The organism is Leptospira broomii serovar Hurstbridge str. 5399 (assembly GCF_000243715.2).
GTDB lineage: Bacteria > Spirochaetota > Leptospiria > Leptospirales > Leptospiraceae > Leptospira_B > Leptospira_B broomii.
In genome coordinates this window covers 391,480-410,198 of sequence record NZ_AHMO02000011.1, presented here as the reverse complement: position 1 = coordinate 410,198, position 18,719 = coordinate 391,480, and the positions used below count along the sequence as shown (strand labels likewise).

Annotated in this window: 14 protein-coding genes; 9 read left to right on the top strand and 5 right to left on the bottom strand. The window is 44.3% G+C overall.

From position 1 onward, the window contains the following. From mfd to hisF, 8 genes are read left to right on the top strand one after another with little or no spacing between them, the layout of a single operon-like run. On the top strand, positions 1-3,441 hold the full coding sequence (gene mfd, locus LEP1GSC050_RS19290) for a transcription-repair coupling factor (protein WP_010569989.1): 3,441 nt from the start codon (positions 1-3) through the stop codon (positions 3,439-3,441). Positions 3,442-3,489: 48 nt separating this feature from the next. Continuing rightward, positions 3,490-4,185, top strand: coding sequence for a lipoprotein LipL31 (locus LEP1GSC050_RS19285; protein WP_010569988.1), 696 nt, complete (start codon positions 3,490-3,492; stop codon positions 4,183-4,185). A gap of 32 nt (positions 4,186-4,217) precedes the next feature. Then, positions 4,218-5,054 carry an undecaprenyl-diphosphate phosphatase gene (locus tag LEP1GSC050_RS19280; RefSeq protein ID WP_010569987.1) on the top strand — a complete coding sequence of 279 codons (837 nt, stop codon included), beginning with the start codon at positions 4,218-4,220 and terminating at the stop codon, positions 5,052-5,054. 34 nt (positions 5,055-5,088) lie between these two features. Further along, a complete protein-coding gene (locus LEP1GSC050_RS19275; RefSeq protein ID WP_040912001.1) occupies positions 5,089-8,031 on the top strand; it encodes an LPS-assembly protein LptD in 2,943 nt (980 codons plus the stop codon). 3 nt (positions 8,032-8,034) lie between these two features. Then, positions 8,035-9,450 (top strand): undecaprenyl-phosphate glucose phosphotransferase, encoded by a 1,416-nt coding sequence (locus LEP1GSC050_RS19270; protein WP_010569985.1) that lies wholly within the window; start codon positions 8,035-8,037, stop codon positions 9,448-9,450. A 26-nt stretch (positions 9,451-9,476) separates the two neighbouring features. Then, positions 9,477-9,767 (top strand): Asp-tRNA(Asn)/Glu-tRNA(Gln) amidotransferase subunit GatC, encoded by a 291-nt coding sequence (gene gatC / locus LEP1GSC050_RS19265; protein WP_010569984.1) that lies wholly within the window; start codon positions 9,477-9,479, stop codon positions 9,765-9,767. Further along, the gene (gene gatA, locus LEP1GSC050_RS19260; protein ID WP_010569983.1) at positions 9,764-11,227 is read left to right on the top strand and encodes an Asp-tRNA(Asn)/Glu-tRNA(Gln) amidotransferase subunit GatA; all 1,464 of its coding nucleotides are present in this window, start codon (positions 9,764-9,766) and stop codon (positions 11,225-11,227) included. Before gatC ends, gatA begins: the two co-directional genes overlap by 4 nt. Further along, on the top strand, positions 11,224-11,991 hold the full coding sequence (gene hisF / locus LEP1GSC050_RS19255; RefSeq protein ID WP_010569982.1) for an imidazole glycerol phosphate synthase subunit HisF: 768 nt from the start codon (positions 11,224-11,226) through the stop codon (positions 11,989-11,991). The genes gatA and hisF overlap by 4 nt, the downstream gene beginning before the upstream one ends. Before the next feature lie 37 nt (positions 11,992-12,028). On the opposite strand, the gene LEP1GSC050_RS19250 is transcribed toward hisF, so the two are convergent. The 5 genes from LEP1GSC050_RS19250 to folD form a co-directional block, all read right to left on the bottom strand. Next, entirely contained in the window at positions 12,029-13,171 is a 1,143-nt protein-coding gene (locus LEP1GSC050_RS19250) for an esterase/lipase family protein (RefSeq protein ID WP_010569981.1), read from the bottom strand. 107 nt (positions 13,172-13,278) lie between these two features. After that, positions 13,279-14,019 (bottom strand): 23S rRNA (guanosine(2251)-2'-O)-methyltransferase RlmB, encoded by a 741-nt coding sequence (gene rlmB, locus LEP1GSC050_RS19245; protein ID WP_010569980.1) that lies wholly within the window; start codon positions 14,017-14,019, stop codon positions 13,279-13,281. Further along, the gene (cysS, locus tag LEP1GSC050_RS19240; RefSeq protein WP_010569979.1) at positions 14,016-15,428 is read right to left on the bottom strand and encodes a cysteine--tRNA ligase; all 1,413 of its coding nucleotides are present in this window, start codon (positions 15,426-15,428) and stop codon (positions 14,016-14,018) included. Before cysS ends, rlmB begins: the two co-directional genes overlap by 4 nt. Further along, positions 15,425-16,390, bottom strand: a complete 966-nt coding sequence (locus LEP1GSC050_RS19235) for an acetylxylan esterase (RefSeq protein WP_010569978.1) — start codon at positions 16,388-16,390, stop codon at positions 15,425-15,427. The genes cysS and LEP1GSC050_RS19235 overlap by 4 nt, the downstream gene beginning before the upstream one ends. Before the next feature lie 16 nt (positions 16,391-16,406). Next, complete coding sequence (gene folD, locus LEP1GSC050_RS19230) at positions 16,407-17,261, bottom strand: bifunctional methylenetetrahydrofolate dehydrogenase/methenyltetrahydrofolate cyclohydrolase FolD (protein WP_010569977.1); 855 nt, start codon at positions 17,259-17,261, stop codon at positions 16,407-16,409. Between the two features lie 95 nt (positions 17,262-17,356). On the opposite strand from folD, the gene asnS reads away from it, so the two are divergent. Continuing rightward, positions 17,357-18,649, top strand: coding sequence for an asparagine--tRNA ligase (gene asnS / locus LEP1GSC050_RS19225; protein ID WP_010569976.1), 1,293 nt, complete (start codon positions 17,357-17,359; stop codon positions 18,647-18,649). Positions 18,650-18,719 lie beyond the last annotated feature (70 nt).

The following is an 18,719-nucleotide window of genomic DNA, read 5'->3' as shown; positions in this document are numbered from 1 at the left end:
ATGCCTAAAGTCGAAACATCTCTAACGGACTGGAAGCAACCGCTTTCACAGCTGATTCAAAAATCTTGGAAGGGTCTTTCAAAAATAAGCTCGGTTCCTTCCTCCTTACATTCTCTTTTAGCTAGTATCATTGCGGATCTAAGCAAGGATTCGGTGATCGTTGTCGTAGCTACGAATACCGAAGCGGAGTTTCTTCATAGAGAATCGTTGAGCTTCGTAAAGGAAGGGAGATCCTACTATTTTCCCGGCCAGGAAGTTCTTCCTTACGAGTATATGCGTTATCCGCAGGAAATGAAACGAGAACGCATCAAGGCATTAGCGCAAATTCTCTCCGGAGAGAAAGTTCTAATTTTCACCTCCGTTGCCGGATTTCTAAAGACCCTTCCTGCGCCTTCCGCACTTAAAGGCAGAACGATTCGTTTGGAAGTCGGGCAGGAGCTGGAATTGAATTCTCTTTTGCGCGATTTATCGCAGTTAGGCTATAGTCGAAAAGACGTCTGCGAAGCTTTCGGTGAATTCAGTCTAAAGGGCGGGATCCTTGACGTTTTTTCTTCCTTTTTCAGGGAACCGATTCGAATCGACTTTTTCGGAGACGAATTGGAATCCATTCGTACCTTCGATCCTGAGACCCAGCGGTCCCTAGTTTCATTGGAGGAAGCTTATATCCCTCCTGCCGATGAATATATCTTATCGGAAGAGCAAAAGGTCGCATATCGCAGAGTAATATCCGAAGCCGATTCTTCCTTACATCTACCGGAAATTCCTGACGATTCCGGCGGAACCTATTTTGAAGAGTTAGTCCCGCTCGTACGGGAAAACGTGGGATTTCTTTCCTACTTTTCCAAATCCCCGATTTTGATTTTTCCTACTGCAAACGATTCAAAGGAACGTTTAGCGCAACTGAAACGGGAATACGAATCCTTGTTTGAAAAGCGAAGTAACGAAGTTCTCTGCGTCCCTCCTTCCGCCCTGCTTTCCGCCGGACCTGAATATGAATCAGTAGAAAAAGCTTCCGGCATTTCCTTTTCTCAACTTCCTCCATCCAAACCTAACGATCTGGTTTGTCCTTTAAAAGAGGCCCCCGCATTTAAAGGAAAGATTCGAGAAGTCCGCGAGAAAATCGTCCAACTTCGAGAAGAAGGAGGTTGGAAGGTAGTGCTTACATCTTCGTTCGAGGCACAAACGAAGCGTCTCCAAGGCTTATTCGAATCTGAAGGAATCGAACTTTTAAATTCAGAATCGACCGAACCGAAAGAAATCCTATTCGCAAAGAATGACAAGGCCGATTTACTTCTAGTCGTTTCGGAACTTAGAAACGGATTCGTGTGGGACGAAGAGAAAATTCTGCTTTTATCCGAAAACGACGTATTCGGAAGGGAATATAAGCGGAAGACTAGATTTAAAAAACAAAATAGTAAAGCCATTCAAAGTTTTCTAGATTTAAAAGAAGGAGACTTCATAGTTCACGTTAATCACGGTGTGGGTCGTTTCTTAAAAATAGAACGGGTGAATGCAGGCGGAAAAGAAAGGGATTTCTTAAAGCTGGAATACCAAGGAGGAGATACTCTCTTCGTGCCATTGGACCAGATCTCTCTAGTGCAACGTTTTGTAGGCGGCACCGAGAAGCCCAGACTCGATAGCTTGGGTAAAAGCACCTGGAAGAAGACCAAGGATCGAGTTCAAAAAGCCGTCGAAGGTCTTGCCGAAGATTTGGTAAGAATGTATTCGAATCGGATCAAGTTACAGGGTTATTCCTTTCCACCGGACACTGTATATCAAGAGGAGTTCGAGGCCGAGTTCGAATATGAGGAAACGCCGGATCAAATCGACGCGATCGAAGCGGTCAAAAAGGATCTAGAATCTCCTCGGCCTATGGATCGCCTCATTTGCGGAGACGTAGGATACGGGAAAACGGAAGTTGCGATTCGGGCGGCTTTTAAGGTTGCGATGGCTGGGAAGCAGATTTTAATGCTCGCACCCACCACTATTTTAGCTTTACAACATTATAATACGATTAAGAAGAGATTCGAAAATTACCCTATTACGATCGAATTGATATCCAGATTGCGAACAGCCGCCGAAACTCGCGACGTATTAAAAAGATTTTCGACGGGAAAGGTCGACATGATCGTCGGAACGCATGCGATTCTCGCGAATTCCGTTCACCCTAAAAATTTAGGACTTTTGATTATCGACGAAGAGCAAAGATTCGGAGTGAATCATAAGGAATCCATTAAGAAATTGAAAAACTTGGTGGATGTACTTACTTTGACCGCGACACCGATCCCGAGAACTTTGCATATGGCTTTGACGGGAATTCGGGAACTTTCCATCATCGCAACCCCGCCCAAGAATCGACAAAGCGTGGAAACGTACGTTTTGGAAGAAGATGAGGATTTATTACGCGAAGCGATTCGTAAGGAATTAGCGAGGGGAGGTCAGGTTTTTTATCTGTACAATCGCGTAGAGTCGATCGAGCGGGAAACGAAACATTTAAACGACATCGTTCCGGAAGCGTCCATCGGGGTTCTGCACGGTCAGATGACCGAAGATGAAATCGAAGAAACCTTGGTGGATTTTTACGCGAAGAAGTATGACATTCTGGTTACCACTACGATCATTGAATCCGGTATAGATATTCCGAACGTAAATACTCTGATCGTAAAGAGGGCGGATTTATTCGGTCTTTCTCAACTATACCAAATTCGCGGGAGAGTCGGACGAAGCGATCGGAAAGCCTACGCCTACCTGTTACTCCCGAGAGATCGCGTAGTAACCGAAGATGCCGAAAAGAGGCTAAATACGATTTACGAATATCAGGAACTCGGCTCGGGCTTCAAAGTTGCGATGAGGGATTTGGAAATTCGGGGCGCCGGAAATCTTCTAGGTAAAGAACAATCTGGCGACATTATGGAAGTCGGATTCGATTTATATGTTCGTATGTTGGAAGAGGCGATCGCTAGGATTAAAGGAGAAGAAATTCCAATCGAAGTTCGAACCGCTATCAATTTAGAAACCGATTTTTACATTCCTGAAACATATATTCCGGATACTCGGCAGAAAATCGAATTTTATAAGAGATTCGAAGGCGCACGGGATCTGGATGAGATCGAAGAAATTACGAGCGAAATGGTGGATCGTTTCGGGGAGCCTCCCGAAGAAGCCAAGACTTTCCTTCTCTTAGAGAAGATTCGGACTCTCGCATCCGCCATCGGTTTCGAAACGGTCGCCGAAGTGGGTGAAGAAATTCGTATGAAATCCGGGGCGCATTTCCGCGGTAGTTATGAGAAGATCGTAACTTTAATTTCTGCGAAGATGGGTTTAACGATGAATCCTAGAGAGCCGAATGTTTTACTTTTTCGTCCAGGTAAGGCTAATCAAAAGGAGAAGCTATCTAATCTAGTCTATCTCCTTACGGAGATGCAGCCAGGTAAAAAGTAATAGACGGGGAGATGCTGATCACTAATTTTTGCTTAGGAAATTCCATCGATGAAACGGACACTATCTTCCATTAACTTACTCTTTATTTTAACCATGATTCCCGGTTGCGGGGACGGAACCCAAGTGATCGAGTCCATAGACGGGACCAAGATCACTGTCGGCGGCTTTGAAAGCGCTTACGAAACTGCTATTGATACTCTGAGTCGTACGCAGAACATAGAAAAAAAGAATATTATCGACTTTATTACAAAAGATGCGGCCGAAGTTCCGGAACAAATGCGTCCTTTGCGCGACGAGTTCCAGAAGAAAACATTTTTTGAACGCTATCGCCAGATGCTTATGATCAAACTGGTCGCCGATAAGAGCGGTTTTACTAAGCGTGCTGATATTAAGGAAATTCTAAAGTTCCAAGAGATGCAATTGATCTCAAACTTATACATCGCGGAACAGGTCGAATCTAAGATAAAAATATCCGAAGAGGAAGCTCAGACCGAATGCGCAGAGTTACGTAAGCGTAACGCCGAAGTGAACAGCCTTCCGATTGATCGCTGTCTACTTTTAGCTAGAGCGCAAATTAAGAGTCGCCGTTCTATGGAAGTATATCCTAAAGTTTTAGAAAGAGTGAAAGAAGGAGTTACGATCAAACATAACGAAAAGTTTGATTTGGAAAACTACTTAAGCAAAAATATCGTATTCCCGGAAGCTGCTAAAACGGAGAATAAAGAGCCCTCCGAAGCTAAGTAATTTTCCTGGGTGTTTTAGACACGCGGTAAAATTTGGAATCTTTCCTCAACGCATTAATCCGTAGCATAATCGAAGCCGTTACGGAGTTCTTACCGGTGTCCTCTACCGGACACCTATTCCTTTTCTCCTCCTTCTTTCCGTTTTCGGAAGGTGGAGAATTTGACGACCTGTTTGATATCTTTATTCAGAGCGGAGCTATTTTATCCGTAATCGTTCTGTACCACGATCGCTTTCTACGGCACGGACAACTAAGCGTTAACTATCTACTCGGTAAGGAGAAAAATCCGGAAGGAATTCTCTTTGTAAGTCAGATTCTTGTAGGCTGTATTCCGATCTTAGTCGCCGGATTTCTTTTCAAGGGGAAATTGGACGTTATTAAAGCGAGATCGGATCTTCTGCTTATTCTCGGATCTGCCTGGATTTCTGGAGGCATCTTGATTCTGCTTTCCGAGATTTGGTTCCGTAAAAGTTCTCAAATTCATAACCCAGAGCCGGTTCGCCTCAAAGACGCCATTTTGATCGGTATTTTTCAATGCGCTGCTTTGATACCAGGAGTTTCTCGTTCGGCGGCAACGATAGTAACCGCTAGGTTTTTAAAGAAGGATGCCCGACATTCCGCCGAATTTTCGTTTTTCTTAGCTGTCCCGGTTCTATTAAGCGCCGGTGCGTATAAGTTGTACAAATATCGCCATATTCTGAACGGAGATACGTTGCCCATTCTTGCTTTCGGATTTTTAGCTTCTTTTCTACTTTGCATATTGGTTATTCGCTGGTTTCTAAAATATTTACAATCCCATTCCTTCGATGCCTTCGGGATTTACCGGATTATTCTGGGTTTGGCAGTTCTCATATTCTATAAATTAAATTGATGCAGGCCTGGCCGGACCGTAGATTGTGGCCTTGATTGGAATGCGCCTCTGGATCCGCACCTTTGTTCTGTTGCTTTTTCTACCCATGGTTACCTGGGCCCAGGGAGTGGACACGTCGCGCCTACCTCAAGCGTCTGATTCCACCGCATCGGGCGAAGATGATTCCTCCAAATCAGTAATTAAAACGCGTAATAAGCTCTTATCTAAATCTATCGAGTCCTTAACGGAACGTGAAGTCGACGAACAGCTGGAGAATCTTGGTTTATCGCGAGAAGGCTCCATCTATACCAAAAGACAGCGACTCAAGGCTTCTCTGGAAGAGAAGGATATGAACGCCCCCGAGAACCTACAGATTCCCCAAGGTCCTAAGAAAGAACCTCCGATGGTTATTGAGAACGCCGCCGAAGGCGAATTGCTTAGGGTTGATAAAACTAAGAACGGAGTTCTCGTTTTGAGAGGACGGGTTCGGATTAAACTTCGAAGCGGTCGTCTTGAAGCGGAGACTATTTCGGTAGATTCCGATCGCCAGGAGATATATGCGGAGGGTGGAATTCGGTACGACGATGGTCGGGCGAAAGTCGAGGGCGATAAGTTTATCTACGACTATAAGTTGGATAAAGGCGTCGTCTATCGAACGAAAGGAACTCTTGCACCGGCATACTTCTTTGGGGAAAAGTTCAAGAAGTTAGACGACAAGCGATACATGCTCGAGATGGGGTACTTCACCGCCTGCAATGCGGAAAAGCCACACTATTCTTTTGAAGTTAACAAAGTCGTTATCTACGAAGATAGAACCGCTTTCTCAACGAACGTCAAACTTAAGATAGGCGGCACGACCGTTTTTTGGCTTCCTGCTTTCTATACGAATAATTTAGGCAACGGCTGGATGACCCAAATGGGAAAGAATAATACCCAGGGTCTGTTTATGCAGAACTCCTATCAATGGTCCACGATACCTACCTGGGTTTTGGCGCCGATGGGTTATAAACTTCGTGCGGATTTTTACGAAAAGACCGGCCAAGCGGTTCAATTGGAAATGTGGAAGCAGAGCGGCGCTTTAAACTATTTAATAGACGTCGGTTACGCGAATCACAAGGACTATCAAATCACTTCGGGATTTCAAGATCGCTTTAATATAAGCACGACCGCCGTTACTAACGAGGTGGATAGAGGAACGAACTGGGCAGGGTATCCCGACGTAGGAAAGAAAAGCGAACCTTGGTTAAAAGGTAGAATTTTCCTGAATTCTAAAATGAATAATACGGAGAAGGACGTAACGAGAAATTTTTCCATTCAATATGAGAATTTTACGAATCGCTTATTCGAATACGAATATGGAAACCGATACCAACCTAGCAATAGTTTACAATCGTTATATACGTATCGCGACGTTCGATTCGGATATGTTCGAAACAACTTAGAATGGAAGGCCGATTACACCGAAAATCGCGGGGACTTGTCCGTAAACGTGAATATGAAGAGGAATATGCTCTTCTATAACCTGGCTCCCCAAACTAAATCCGCATATTTTCCGACTGTGGACGTCCTACCTTCCGTTACGATTAAGAATAACTCGGAGATAGGAAGGCTTCCTTATTTCGAGACGCCCGTTTATTGGGATACATATTTAACAAGCACCTTACTTCGCTTTTACGGCGCTCCGGTTCGACAAAATCTGAAGATCCCGACTCCCGACGGAAATTATCAAGACCCTAACGGAGACTATAAGGAGAATCTTTTAAGGACCCAAACTTTCATTCAGGGAGAAACCGGTTTTCGAACTTCGATGAATTTCGGAAGTTACGTTTCTTTGGCGCCGAATGTTTATTACGGAGCAAAAAAACAATCCGCAGCGTTACCATCCAATAGCCAAACTTCGCAGACGACATTTACCGCATTAGAGAGAAGCTTAGCCCGCGATAGTTACCAGTACATTCGAACGAATACTAATTTACGTGTAGGAGCTCCGGTATTCTTTTTCAATACGACCTATCGTAAATTGGAAGCTGAAAAGCCTGATTTGCAGGACCCGGTATTGATGAGGAATCGCCAGCACGAGCTCGAACTTTCTTTGGAAAGCTATGCATTGGAAAATTTCGAAATCTCTCTTAAGACCGTACGGGATCTTCGTAATTTTTCCTCAGGATATCAACCTCAACCGACGAGTCAGGAAAGATGGTATTATACGGTATTCCGTTTTGCCGGTTACTTTGATTTCTTAGAAGGGGTTAGTCGCCGTAAACGGAGTTTGCTGGAGAGAAAAAGGAGTTTTTACACCGGACTTTTCTTTAATAATGACTTCGTTTATCATACACCGTTGCATCGGCCTCTTTCGAATAACCTGACCGTCTCTTATAAATTAGGCGGATTTCGTCTTCCGTTTTTGCGCTATATCCGGGAATTTGAAGCTGGCGGTACCTGGTACCATGTATATTATGCGGAGATGATCGACAGTTATCGATTCTTTATAAAGGCCAATATAGACATTACCAGGGAATTGGGGTTCGAAGCAGAGTTAGATTCCCGAGTAACGGAACCTTGGAGATACACGAATCAAACCGATAACTACTATTACCAACGATATATAGTCAGTCAGGATCCTACGGCTCCGTTTACCTCAATGAATATGAATTCTACAAGTATCGCTCAGGATTTAGTTAATGGCACGGGAATCAACGGAACCCAAGCTCAAAGAAATACCGCTCTGAATATAAATCGAGTAATGGGAGTACTGAAATATAATTTGCATACGATGAATTTCAAACTCGGCGTAAGTAGTGATTTGCGTTCGGTTCCGGGAGGAACTAACGCCGCCAGCCAAGTCACTTTTTACGATCAATCCATCTTCTTTTCCATTTCTTTGACGGACCTAACGATCGGTACGGAGGATACGTCTCAATTGACGAGAATGCGAATTTACAGGTTCAGAAAACGACCATTGAGAGCCGGTTATTTGGACGGGGTCGATTCGGAGTAAAGTATGTTGAAAGAAAGAAGTCAAACCTTCAAATTATTGTTCGTTTTTTTGGACGTAATTTTCTCCCTAGGGAGCTGTCTTTTCGCGTTCATTCTTCGATTTTACATTTTAGATCCGACCGGATCCGACCGCGCGTACGTCGAAACGGAAAGCTATATTATACTTTCATTACTTCTTTCGCTTTCACAGGTCTTGGTTTATCTTTCCATAGATTTATATCATCCTCGTAGGGGTCTTTCCTTTGCGGACGAGTTCCTGACGATCTTTGGCGGAGTCTTCCTGAATCTACTTTTGGTTCTCTCACTTCTCTTCTTTTTCAGGGGAGATTTGGGAAGCGAACGGTTTTCCCGATATTTCGTTTTAGCATTCGCCGTAACGAATATTTTTTCCACTAGCTTTCTACATTTCATTACGAGGCAATTACTAAGATATCTGCGTCGTAAAGGTTATAATCTTAGAAGGGTTCTAGTAATCGGGGTTCGCGAGACTGCGGCAAGATTTGCGGATTCGGTTTTTCGCCATCAGATATACGGTTATCAAATCATCGGGTATGTCTCATCCGGGAATATCAAACCGATTCGTAAGGAAATGAAGATATTAGGAAAGGCGGAGAAGATTGAAAAAGTCCTTCTTGAAGTTAAGCCTGACTTAGTGGTTTACGCTTTGAATAACGACGAGGGAGAGTTTTTACACGACGTTCTGGACGCCTGCGATACCGAGGGTATCGACTTAAAAGTAATTCCCGGGTTTCAAGAATTCATAAAAGCAAAAGGTAGAGTAGATGAGATGGACGGTTTACCCGTTATCTCGATTCGTAATATTCCGATTCGGCTGGGCTATAATAGGTTTATTAAGCGAAGTTTTGATATTCTTTTTTCCTTAACGTTTATCGCCTTATTTTCTCCGTTTTATCTTTTACTGGCGGTCTTAATCAAGCTGACTTCGAAAGGACCTGTTTTTTATTTCCAGGATAGAGTCGGTTTGGATAATAAAAGCTTCAAAATGATTAAGTTTCGAAGTATGGTCGTTCAGGAAAAAGGGCAGTCGGAAACTACTTGGACCGTTCAGAACGATCCGAGAGTCACAAAAATCGGTCGAATTATGAGAAAGACCTCCCTTGACGAAACCCCTCAGTTTTTTAACGTGCTCTTAGGAGATATGTCAGTTGTCGGGCCTCGTCCTGAACGACCTCATTTCGTGGAGAAGTTCAAAAGCGACCACCGACATTATATGCGTAGGCATGCCGTAAAAGCGGGGATTACCGGATTAGCGCAGGTAAAGGGCCTAAGAGGTGATACTTCGATAGATGAAAGAATAGCTGCCGATATCTACTACATAGAAAACTGGTCCCTATGGCTGGACATAAAGATCATTCTACTTACTCCTTTTAAAGGGGTAATGGATAAAAACGCCTACTAATTTAGGACAAAGGAGAACCCGCACTCGTGAATTTGAACGAAGAATCCTTAAAAAAAATCGCCGACCTGGCTAGACTGAAAATACGTTCCGAAGAAGTCGCACCGTTTCTCCAAGATTTTAATAAAATACTAAATTATGTAGATACGATAAAGGAACTCGACGTGAGTTCCGTCACGGAGGACGAATTATATCCGAATTCGGGAAATTCGGTTCGTAAGGATAAAGCTGAGGATGGATTGACTCGTCAGGAAATCGAGGTATTTGCTCCGAGCTTTCAAAACGGATATTTTGTAGTTCCTAAGGTGATTGAAACATGAACTCTCTTTGGAAATTGACGTATAGTGAAATAAAGAAAGGTTTGAATGCGGGCGAGTTTACTCCTTCAGAACTTGCAAAAGCACTTTTGGAAAGAATCGAATCCACTGATTCGAAAATAAAAGCCTTCTTATCGCTTGAAAAAGAATTTATTCTGAACGCTGCCGCAGAGAGCACGGAGCGTAGGAAGAACGGAAAAGCCTTATCTGAGTTCGACGGGATTCCGATCGGAATAAAGGATAATATATGCGTTAAGGACATGTTGACCACATGTGCCTCTAAGATTTTGGAAAATTATCGTTCTCCTTTTAATGCTACCGCTGTCGACCGCCTTTTGAAAAAAGGATTTGTTCTATTTCCTAGAACTAATATGGATGAATTTGCGATGGGCTCGTCCACCGAAAACTCCGCATTTCAGGTTACTACGAATCCGTTCGATACGACTAGAATTCCCGGCGGGTCCTCCGGCGGTTCCGCAGCGGCAGTGGCAGCCTCGATGGTGCCAGTCTCCTTAGGTTCCGATACGGGAGGTTCCATTCGTCAGCCGGCTTCATTATGCGGAATTTATGGATTGAAACCGACTTACGGAACTGTCTCTCGTTACGGACTCGTTGCTTACGCTTCCAGCCTGGATCAAATCGGCCCTCTTTCTAAAGATCTTGAAGGAGTCATCGACGTCTATTCGGTCATATCGGGTGAGGACGTTAGAGATTCAAGTTCTAGAAAGATTCCTAGCTTCGACGCCTCCGTCGTAGAATCTCTAAATCTATCCGGCTTGAAGGTCGGAACCATGAAGATGACTTCGGAAATCGATTCGGAAGTAGCGAATGCCTACAAAGAAGTTCTTGGAGAATTGAAATCCAAGGGAGCGGAACTGATTGAATTAGATTTTTCTAAATTAGCATACGCAATTCCGATTTATTATATTATTGCGACCGCCGAGTGTTCATCCAATTTATCCCGCTTTGACGGGATTCGCTTCGGAGCAAGAAAAGATCCTAGCGGAAAACTGGAGGATTTGTACGTGGCCAGTAGAAGCGAGGGTTTCGGTAAGGAAGTAAAAAGGCGGATTCTGCTCGGGACATTCTCTCTTTCAGCCGGTTATTACGACGCCTATTATGGCCGGGCTCAAAAAGCGAGGGTTTTGATTCGAAAAGAATACGAATATTATTTTTCTAAAGTGGATTTGATTCTGCAGCCGACTTCCCCGACGACCGCGTTTAAAGTCGGTGAAAAGACTTCCGATCCGATACAGATGTACAAAGCCGATATATTAACAACCTCCGTTAATTTAGCCGGAGTTCCCGCTTTATCGTTACCGATCGGAACGGATACCAAGGGGTTACCGATCGGACTCCAGGTAACGGGACCGGCCTTGGGGGAAGACAAAATTTTCGGTTTTGTACAAGCCCTTTCAAGCTGGGAAAATCTGAAAATTTCGCTTCCGGAAGATATTCGATGAGTGAATTGACCGCCAGAATCATTCCTTGCCTGGATATTAAGGACGGCCGGGTCGTAAAGGGAGTGAACTTCGTAAATTTAGTCGATGCCGGCGATCCGGTTGAATCGGCCGTGGCGTACGAAGCCAATCTGGCGGATGAACTTTGTTTTTTGGACATCACCGCTTCGAGCGATAAACGAGACATTCTGATACATTTAGTGGAAGCGGTCGCCGAAAGAATTTTTATTCCTTTTACTGTCGGTGGAGGGATCCGAACCTTAGAGGACGTAAAAGCCGTTTTAGAAAAGGGAGCCGACAAAGTTTCGATCAATACCGCGGCATTCCAACATCCGGAATTGCTGACGGAATCTGCGGAGATTTACGGATCACAATGTATAGTGTGTGCGGTCGACGTTAAGTTTCACAAGGAAAGAAATCGGCACGAGATATTTCTGCACGGCGGTAGAACCGAGACCGGTAGGGAAGCTCTAGACTGGGGACGAGAAGCGCAGGAAAGAGGTGCAGGCGAAATTTTATTAACTTCTATGGATCGCGACGGAACGAAGAAAGGCTTCGACATCAAGTTATTAAAACTTTTCTCTTCCAATCTTGAGATTCCAATCATAGCCAGCGGCGGAGCCGGAAATCCGGAGCATATGGTGGAGGCGATTCTTCGAGGAAAGGCCGACGCCGTCCTGGCCGCTTCTATTTTTCATTTTGGCGAATATACGATTCGAGAGACCAAAGAGAATATGCGAGAGATGGGCATAAAAGTTAGACTTTAAACGGATTCTAAGCCGGGGGCGGTCCCGGCTATAATTATCAAAGTCCGTTAATATAAGTGATAACGGTCGTGAAGAATGCTTGTGCAGCGGCAATATTTGACGGGTTGGCGGGGTTTCGAAAAGACATTTGGGAATGATCGAAACCGGCTTGGGAGAATCTTCCTGCAACGGAGTTATGGTACATCTGCCCCGAATAGGCAGTTACGATACCGTCAGTATTCGGAAATTGAGGCGTAGTTGAATTCAAGATTGTGCACCCGCTCGCATAGATAATGTCATGACCGGAACAACTACCCGCCAAATCGCCGTAATACACGGATACTTTAGAATCTTTGGATGTTTGGCCGAGAAGACTTTCCAAATACGCGTTATAGGAATTAGAAATGTATTCTCCCGGTAAAAGATTCGACCCTAAAGTTCCTCCGTTGGTGTAACCTAGGTCCTTTCCCCCGGGCGTTCCGGTGACGAATCCTACGATACTACTGATGGCAGATAAATCGTTACTTTGATATTGAGGCGAAGAGAACGGAGAACCGTAATAAGGTGTTCCTAGGCTAACGATATTATGGATAATGTCCTTCGTATTATTGGGATGGTACAGCGCCGCGCGGGAAACTAGTCCTCCCATAGAATGAGCTAAAATAATCACCTTATCGGACGAGGAAAAATTTGCGTTTAACGTATCGATTAAACGACGTCCGTTATTGGAGATGTAGTCGGAAGTTCTATACGTAAATACGTATATCTCGTAGTTCGTATAAACGCTCGAGATATTATTATCGACGAACTCCAGAGCTTGATTCCAGGTTCCGAGTAAATTGCTCACCTTCTTGTACTTGTTCGTGGGAGGGTCCGTATTCCTTTCGGTAAAATCCCATCCGTGTATGAAAATCAATTTTGTCTTTCCGGCGACTTGCCCTATAGAAGGGTCTCCGAAGAAATCCGCGTTGATTTGCGACTTAGTGGCGGCAACCGGACTAAAGATATTTATATAGCGATAGAGAGCATGATTCGTCTCGGTATAATATTCGAATAAAATGTAATTTAATAATTTATCCTGATCGGATTTATGAGTATGCGGACTCAATCGGGCTTTTAGATCGTTAACGTGGCAATAACTAAAGGAGAAAAAGATTAATAGTAGTGCAGGAAGGTTCCTAACGACGGCGGACCCGAACATGATTCGATAATGCTATTATCGAACAAACTTTCCGCAAGCAGTAAAATTCATACCCCAGTTACGAATCGGGAACAAGGATAGAAATGAAACGCAAAAAAATGACAAAACTAAGGTCGGTTTTTAAGTCGGTCTAAGGTGATTCCGGTTGCGACAGTCACGTTCAACGAGGAAATATGCCCATGAAGCGGAATTCGAAGGACAAAGTCGGATTTATCCAATAGAATTCTCTTTACCCCGTCACCTTCGTTTCCCATCAAAATTACCAGCTCTTCCCATGCAGGAACTTTAGACCAGTCTTCCACTCCTTGATCGGCGGTCGCCACCACCCAGAAATTTCTTTTTTTAAGTTTGTCTATCAGTTGCGCCAAATTTCCGACGCGATATACGTTTAGATATGCGAGCGCTCCGGATGCGGTCTTTTCCACCGCAGGAGTGATTCCGGAAGAATCTCTTTCCGGAATCAAAACCGTTTCCACTCCGAAGCATTCCACCGTTCTAAGAATATTTCCCAAATTCCCGGGATCTTGGATTCGATCCAGGATTAGAATCGGTCCTTTACAAGTTTCTAAATGTTCTTCGAAGGATTTTTTGTCGCCAGTGTGAAGTAGAATTCTTTCGGCAATAATACCCTGGTGATTAACGCCGGGAGCTAATTGATCCAATCGGCTCAGCGAAACTTCGTTTATCTTTACGTTGGAAGGAAGCTTTTCCAGTATTTCTCTCAATTCATGATTCGGATTCGATTTAACCCAGACTTCCCGAAACGACAGGTCGGTTCCGGTTTCAAGATGCCGTGCCAGGTTTTCGGAAATATTACGTTTTCCATATATATAATCCGACTTGCTCATTTTCTTCTCCAGCGAAGACCTTCTTTAGTGTCCTCGATTACGATTCCAATATCATTGAGTTGATCTCGAATTTTATCGGAAAGTGCAAAATCCTTATTCTTACGGGCTTCTTGCCTTTGTTTCACTAATTCGTCGATCTCGGAATCCAAAGATTCCCGTTTTGGATCGAAGTTTAAGACACCCAAAATTCGATCGACTCGTTCGAAAAATCGAACGGCGTCTTCTATTTCCGCTCTTCCCAAGCCGGGTTTATCCAGACGTTGGTTAACGCTTCTCACTGCCTCATAGGTCGAAGCCAGAAACTTGGAGATATTTAGATCGTCGGCAAGGGCGTCTAACATATCCTCCCAGAGTTTGGGGTCGGGGAGAGGTGGTTCGTCGGACTTTTCGATTTCGGAGATTTGTTTCGCTTCTAAAAGTCTATTTACGCAGGCCTGTAGTTTTAAAACGGATTGTCTAGCTTCTTCCAAACGCTCGAATGTGAAATTCAATTTAGACCTATAATGCGTGGTCAGTAGGAGAAATCTGATAGCTTTAGGTTCCGCCCCTTTTAAAATTAAATCGCGAAGGGTGTAAAAGTTCCCCTTGGATTTGGACATTTTTTCCCCTTCTACAAGAAGGTGTTCGGAGTGAAGCCAGTATTTTACGAAAACTTCATTAGGGTAGGCGCCTTCGCTTTGTGCGATTTCATTTTCGTGATGAGGGAAGGTAAGGTCTACTCCTCCGGTATGGATATCGATTCCCGATCCGTAGATCTTTCGAATCATGGCAGAGCATTCTAGATGCCATCCGGGGCGACCCGTGCCGATATCCGTTTCCCAAGAAGTCTCCCCTTCTAACTTCGGCGATTTCCATAGAACAAAATCTCTGACATCGTCCTTTTCATATTCGTCCGTGTCGTACCGAGTTCCCGTTTTCATTCCGGTTACGTCTATATGAGATAGCTTTCCGTACGATTGGAATTTTGAAATCGGGTAGTAAAGGCTTCCTTCTTTTTCATAAACTAAACCCCTTTCCTTTAGTCTGTGAACGATTTCCACCATTTCAGGAACCGAGTCCGTAGCCTTCGGGTAATGTTCAAGCTTTTCGATACCGATCGTTTCTAAATCCTGGAAAAAAGCCTCCGTCCAAGGTTTGGTGAATTCGAGAATGCTTTTCTTACTTTGGATGGATTCTCGAATGATTTTATCGTCGATATCGGTTATGTTCATCGTCATATCGGGAATAAAACCGAGAGCTTTAAGAGAGCGGCGCAGAAGATCTACGAACAAAAATGCACGTAGATTTCCTATATGAGCGAAATTATAAACGGTCGGACCGCAGGAGTAAATTTTTACGCGATTCGTGTCGTCGGGCGAGAATAGGACTTTATTCCCGGTGAGCGAATTATGAAAGCGAACCTCTCTCATTCCGAAAATAATATTTCTCTCACAAATTCTAAGTTGGCTAGGTTTTGTTTATCCCCTGCGATTCCCGCTTCGTTTCCCTCGGTCGGATATACTTGCATTCGTTTATCACAAACGAGATGGTTGAATAGTGCAAAGACTGATTTGGGGTGGGAGACTTGATCTTCCATTCCGACCGAAACCAAAGTCGGAATTTTGATCTTCTTAGAAAAATTCAGAGTGTCAAAGTAGGACAAATTCTTACGCAGGATCGTCTTTTTGGATTTGGATAGAGCAAGCTGCTCCGAGATTTCCTTGGTCCAACTCGTCCCTAATCTTAATTGAGTATCGTCTACGTGGCAAAAATTAGGAGTTTCTAATATAATTGCTTTTACGCGATTGGAGTTGGCGGCTCCGAACGCGGCGAGAGCCGCCCCGATTCCTTTTCCAGCCAGAATAATTCGATCCCCGTCTATACCGTCGGTCAGTCGGAGAAATTCGATCGTGCGGATCACATCCAAATACATCCCTTTTAGAAAGAAGGATTCTTTTGTTTCCAATCCTTTGCGGAAGTATCCGGGGGTCCAATCGGGATCGGGGAATTCTCCTTCTTTTAAAACAGGACGTATAAGCTGGGATCCGTGGCCTCGAAGGTCTAAGATTAGCTGCGCGACCCCAGCCTCGGTAAGCCCCTTGATGATTTGGGGGCGATCTTTTGCGTAGTCGTGAAAGTAAGCGATCACGGGTAAATCCCCTCGTTTTCGCGGGATGACTAAACTTCCAGTTAACGTAGCGTTCCCGTAGGATTGGAAGGAGATATCGTAAATCGTTTCCTTTAAGATGGTTCCTTTTAGTAGTGCTTTGGTCTGGTTTTTAACCGGAAAGCCTTTCAATTCCCGAATTGCATCGGTCCAAAAATCGTCCAGATCGGCCGGAGGTTGCAGGGGAGGATACGTCTGGAAGCATTCGTCGAAACTGATAGCCATCAGGGATACATCGTTTTCATTTTAGCGGCGGTGTAAAGTGATCTTTTGCCGAATAGAGAGTCTGCAATAATAGGACCGCGATGGTCATTGGACCGACCCCGCCCGGAACCGGCGTATAATAAGAGGAAGTTTCCCAAGCTTTCGAGATTTCTATATCTCCCACATTACCTGGGTTATATCCTGCGTCTAAAAGAACCGCTCCCGGTTTGATCCAGGTCGCTTTTACGAATTCGGGTTTGCCGACTGCGCCTACGACGATATCCGCCTCGCGAACGATTCCTTCCAAATTTTTAGTTTTGGAATGGCAAAGAGTAACCGTCGCGTTCATTTCCGTCAGAAGCATTGCCATAGGCTTCCCCAAAATAGGAGACCTTCCTACAATGACAGCTCTTTTCCCTTCAGGATTTATGCCGTACTCTTTGAGTAAAAGGATCATTCCATACGGCGTACAGGGAAGATAGGTTTCCACACCCATAGAAAGTTTTCCGAAAGATAGAGTCGTAACTCCATCCACGTCTTTTTTAAGATCAATTCTGTCAAACGCCGCTCTCTCGTCAATTTGCGAGGGCGTAGGGTGCTGCAAAAGAATTCCGTGGGTATCGGGATCCAGATTTAATTTATCGATGACCGCGAGAAGTTCCTGAGTAGACGTCGATTCGGAAAGTTCGATTTTCTCCGAAAGCATTCCAACGGAATGGCAGGCCTTAACTTTCATACTCACGTAGGTTTCCGAGGCGGGATTATTACCTACCAGAATCGTGGCTAACTTGGGCGGTTTTTTTCCGGATGCAACCATGGTGCGAATTTCTTCCGCGATCGTATCTTTGATTTTTTGAGAGAGTTTTTTTCCGTCCAGGAGTACCGCAGTCATGGAATCAGGATTTTGGTTCGGCCAAGAATGTCATCCGAAAATAATCCTTTTCAGTGATGGTGGAGAGCTAAAATACGATCATGTCCGAAACGAAGATGATTTCCTTAAATGAACTTTCCGAAAACGAAGGACTGGTAGTTACCGTACCCGGATGGCTACACGGGATCAGAGGTTCCAACGCTCGTCAATTTATCAGCCTACGGAATTCCGGACGAATTCTCCAAGTTCTGGCCGAGAAGGAAATTTTGGGGGAAGAAGTTTTTACTCAGATTAAGCACCTGAAACAGGAAACTTCTTTGGAAATGACGGGTAAGTTGGTAGCGAACGAAAAATCGCCCATTGGTTTTGAACTTATCCTAAAATCCTTTCGCAAAGTCGGTGATTCTGAAAATTATCCGATCACTCCTAAAGAACATGGAATCGATTTTTTACTTTCGCAACGTCATCTTTGGTTACGATCCAGCAAACAATTGGCGATTCTTAGGATCCGTGACGAAGTGTCGTTTAATATTCGAAAATATTTTCATGAAAGAAAGTTCACTTTAATCGATACGCCTATTTTAACGGGGTCGATCGGAGAGTCGGCAGGATCCCTGTTTTCGACGGAATATTTCGATTTAGGCAAAGCGTTTTTGGCACAAACCGGCCAGCTATATTTGGAAACAGCCATCTTTGCGCATAGTAAGGTGTATTGTTACGGGCCGACGTTTCGTGCGGAAAAAAGTAAGACGCGACGTCACTTAACGGAGTTCTGGATGTTGGAAGTAGAATCGGCGTTCGTTCAACACGAAGAAAACTTACGATTGCAGGAAGACTTTGTTAAGACAATCGTAAAGCAAACCGTAGAAACCTGCTCGGCCGAGTTGAAGATTCTAGAAAGAGATCCTGTTCCGCTACTTTCTTACATGGAAAAGCCCTTTCCGAGAATCGACTATAAGGACGCGTTGGAATATCTACAGTCACAAAAGGAGGATATCGTTTGGGGAGATGATATCAATTCCGAGCGGGAGCAAATGCTGACTACCAAGTTTGGCGGGCCGATATTTATTCAGAAATATCCGAGAGAGGCAAAAGCCTTTTATATGAAAGTGAATCCGGCAGATCCGAGGACCGTGTTAAATGCCGATTTGATCGCGCCGGACGGGGTCGGGGAAATCATAGGAGGTTCCGAGAGGGAAGAAAGCTACGAGACGATCGTTAAGCGATTAGAGGAAGAGAGACTTCCCGTGGAGACATATGAATGGTATTTGGAATTACGCAAATACGGATCCGTTCCTCATTCCGGATTCGGTCTAGGGTCGGAACGTCTGATCGCATGGATTTGCGGATTACCCCATATTCGGGAATGTATCCCTTTCCCTAGAATGATGGAAAGGCTGTATCCCTGAAGGGGTGACGGAAAGTCCGACGGGGCTCGGAAAAAAAACTCCGAAATACCGAACAAGCACCGATATCAGA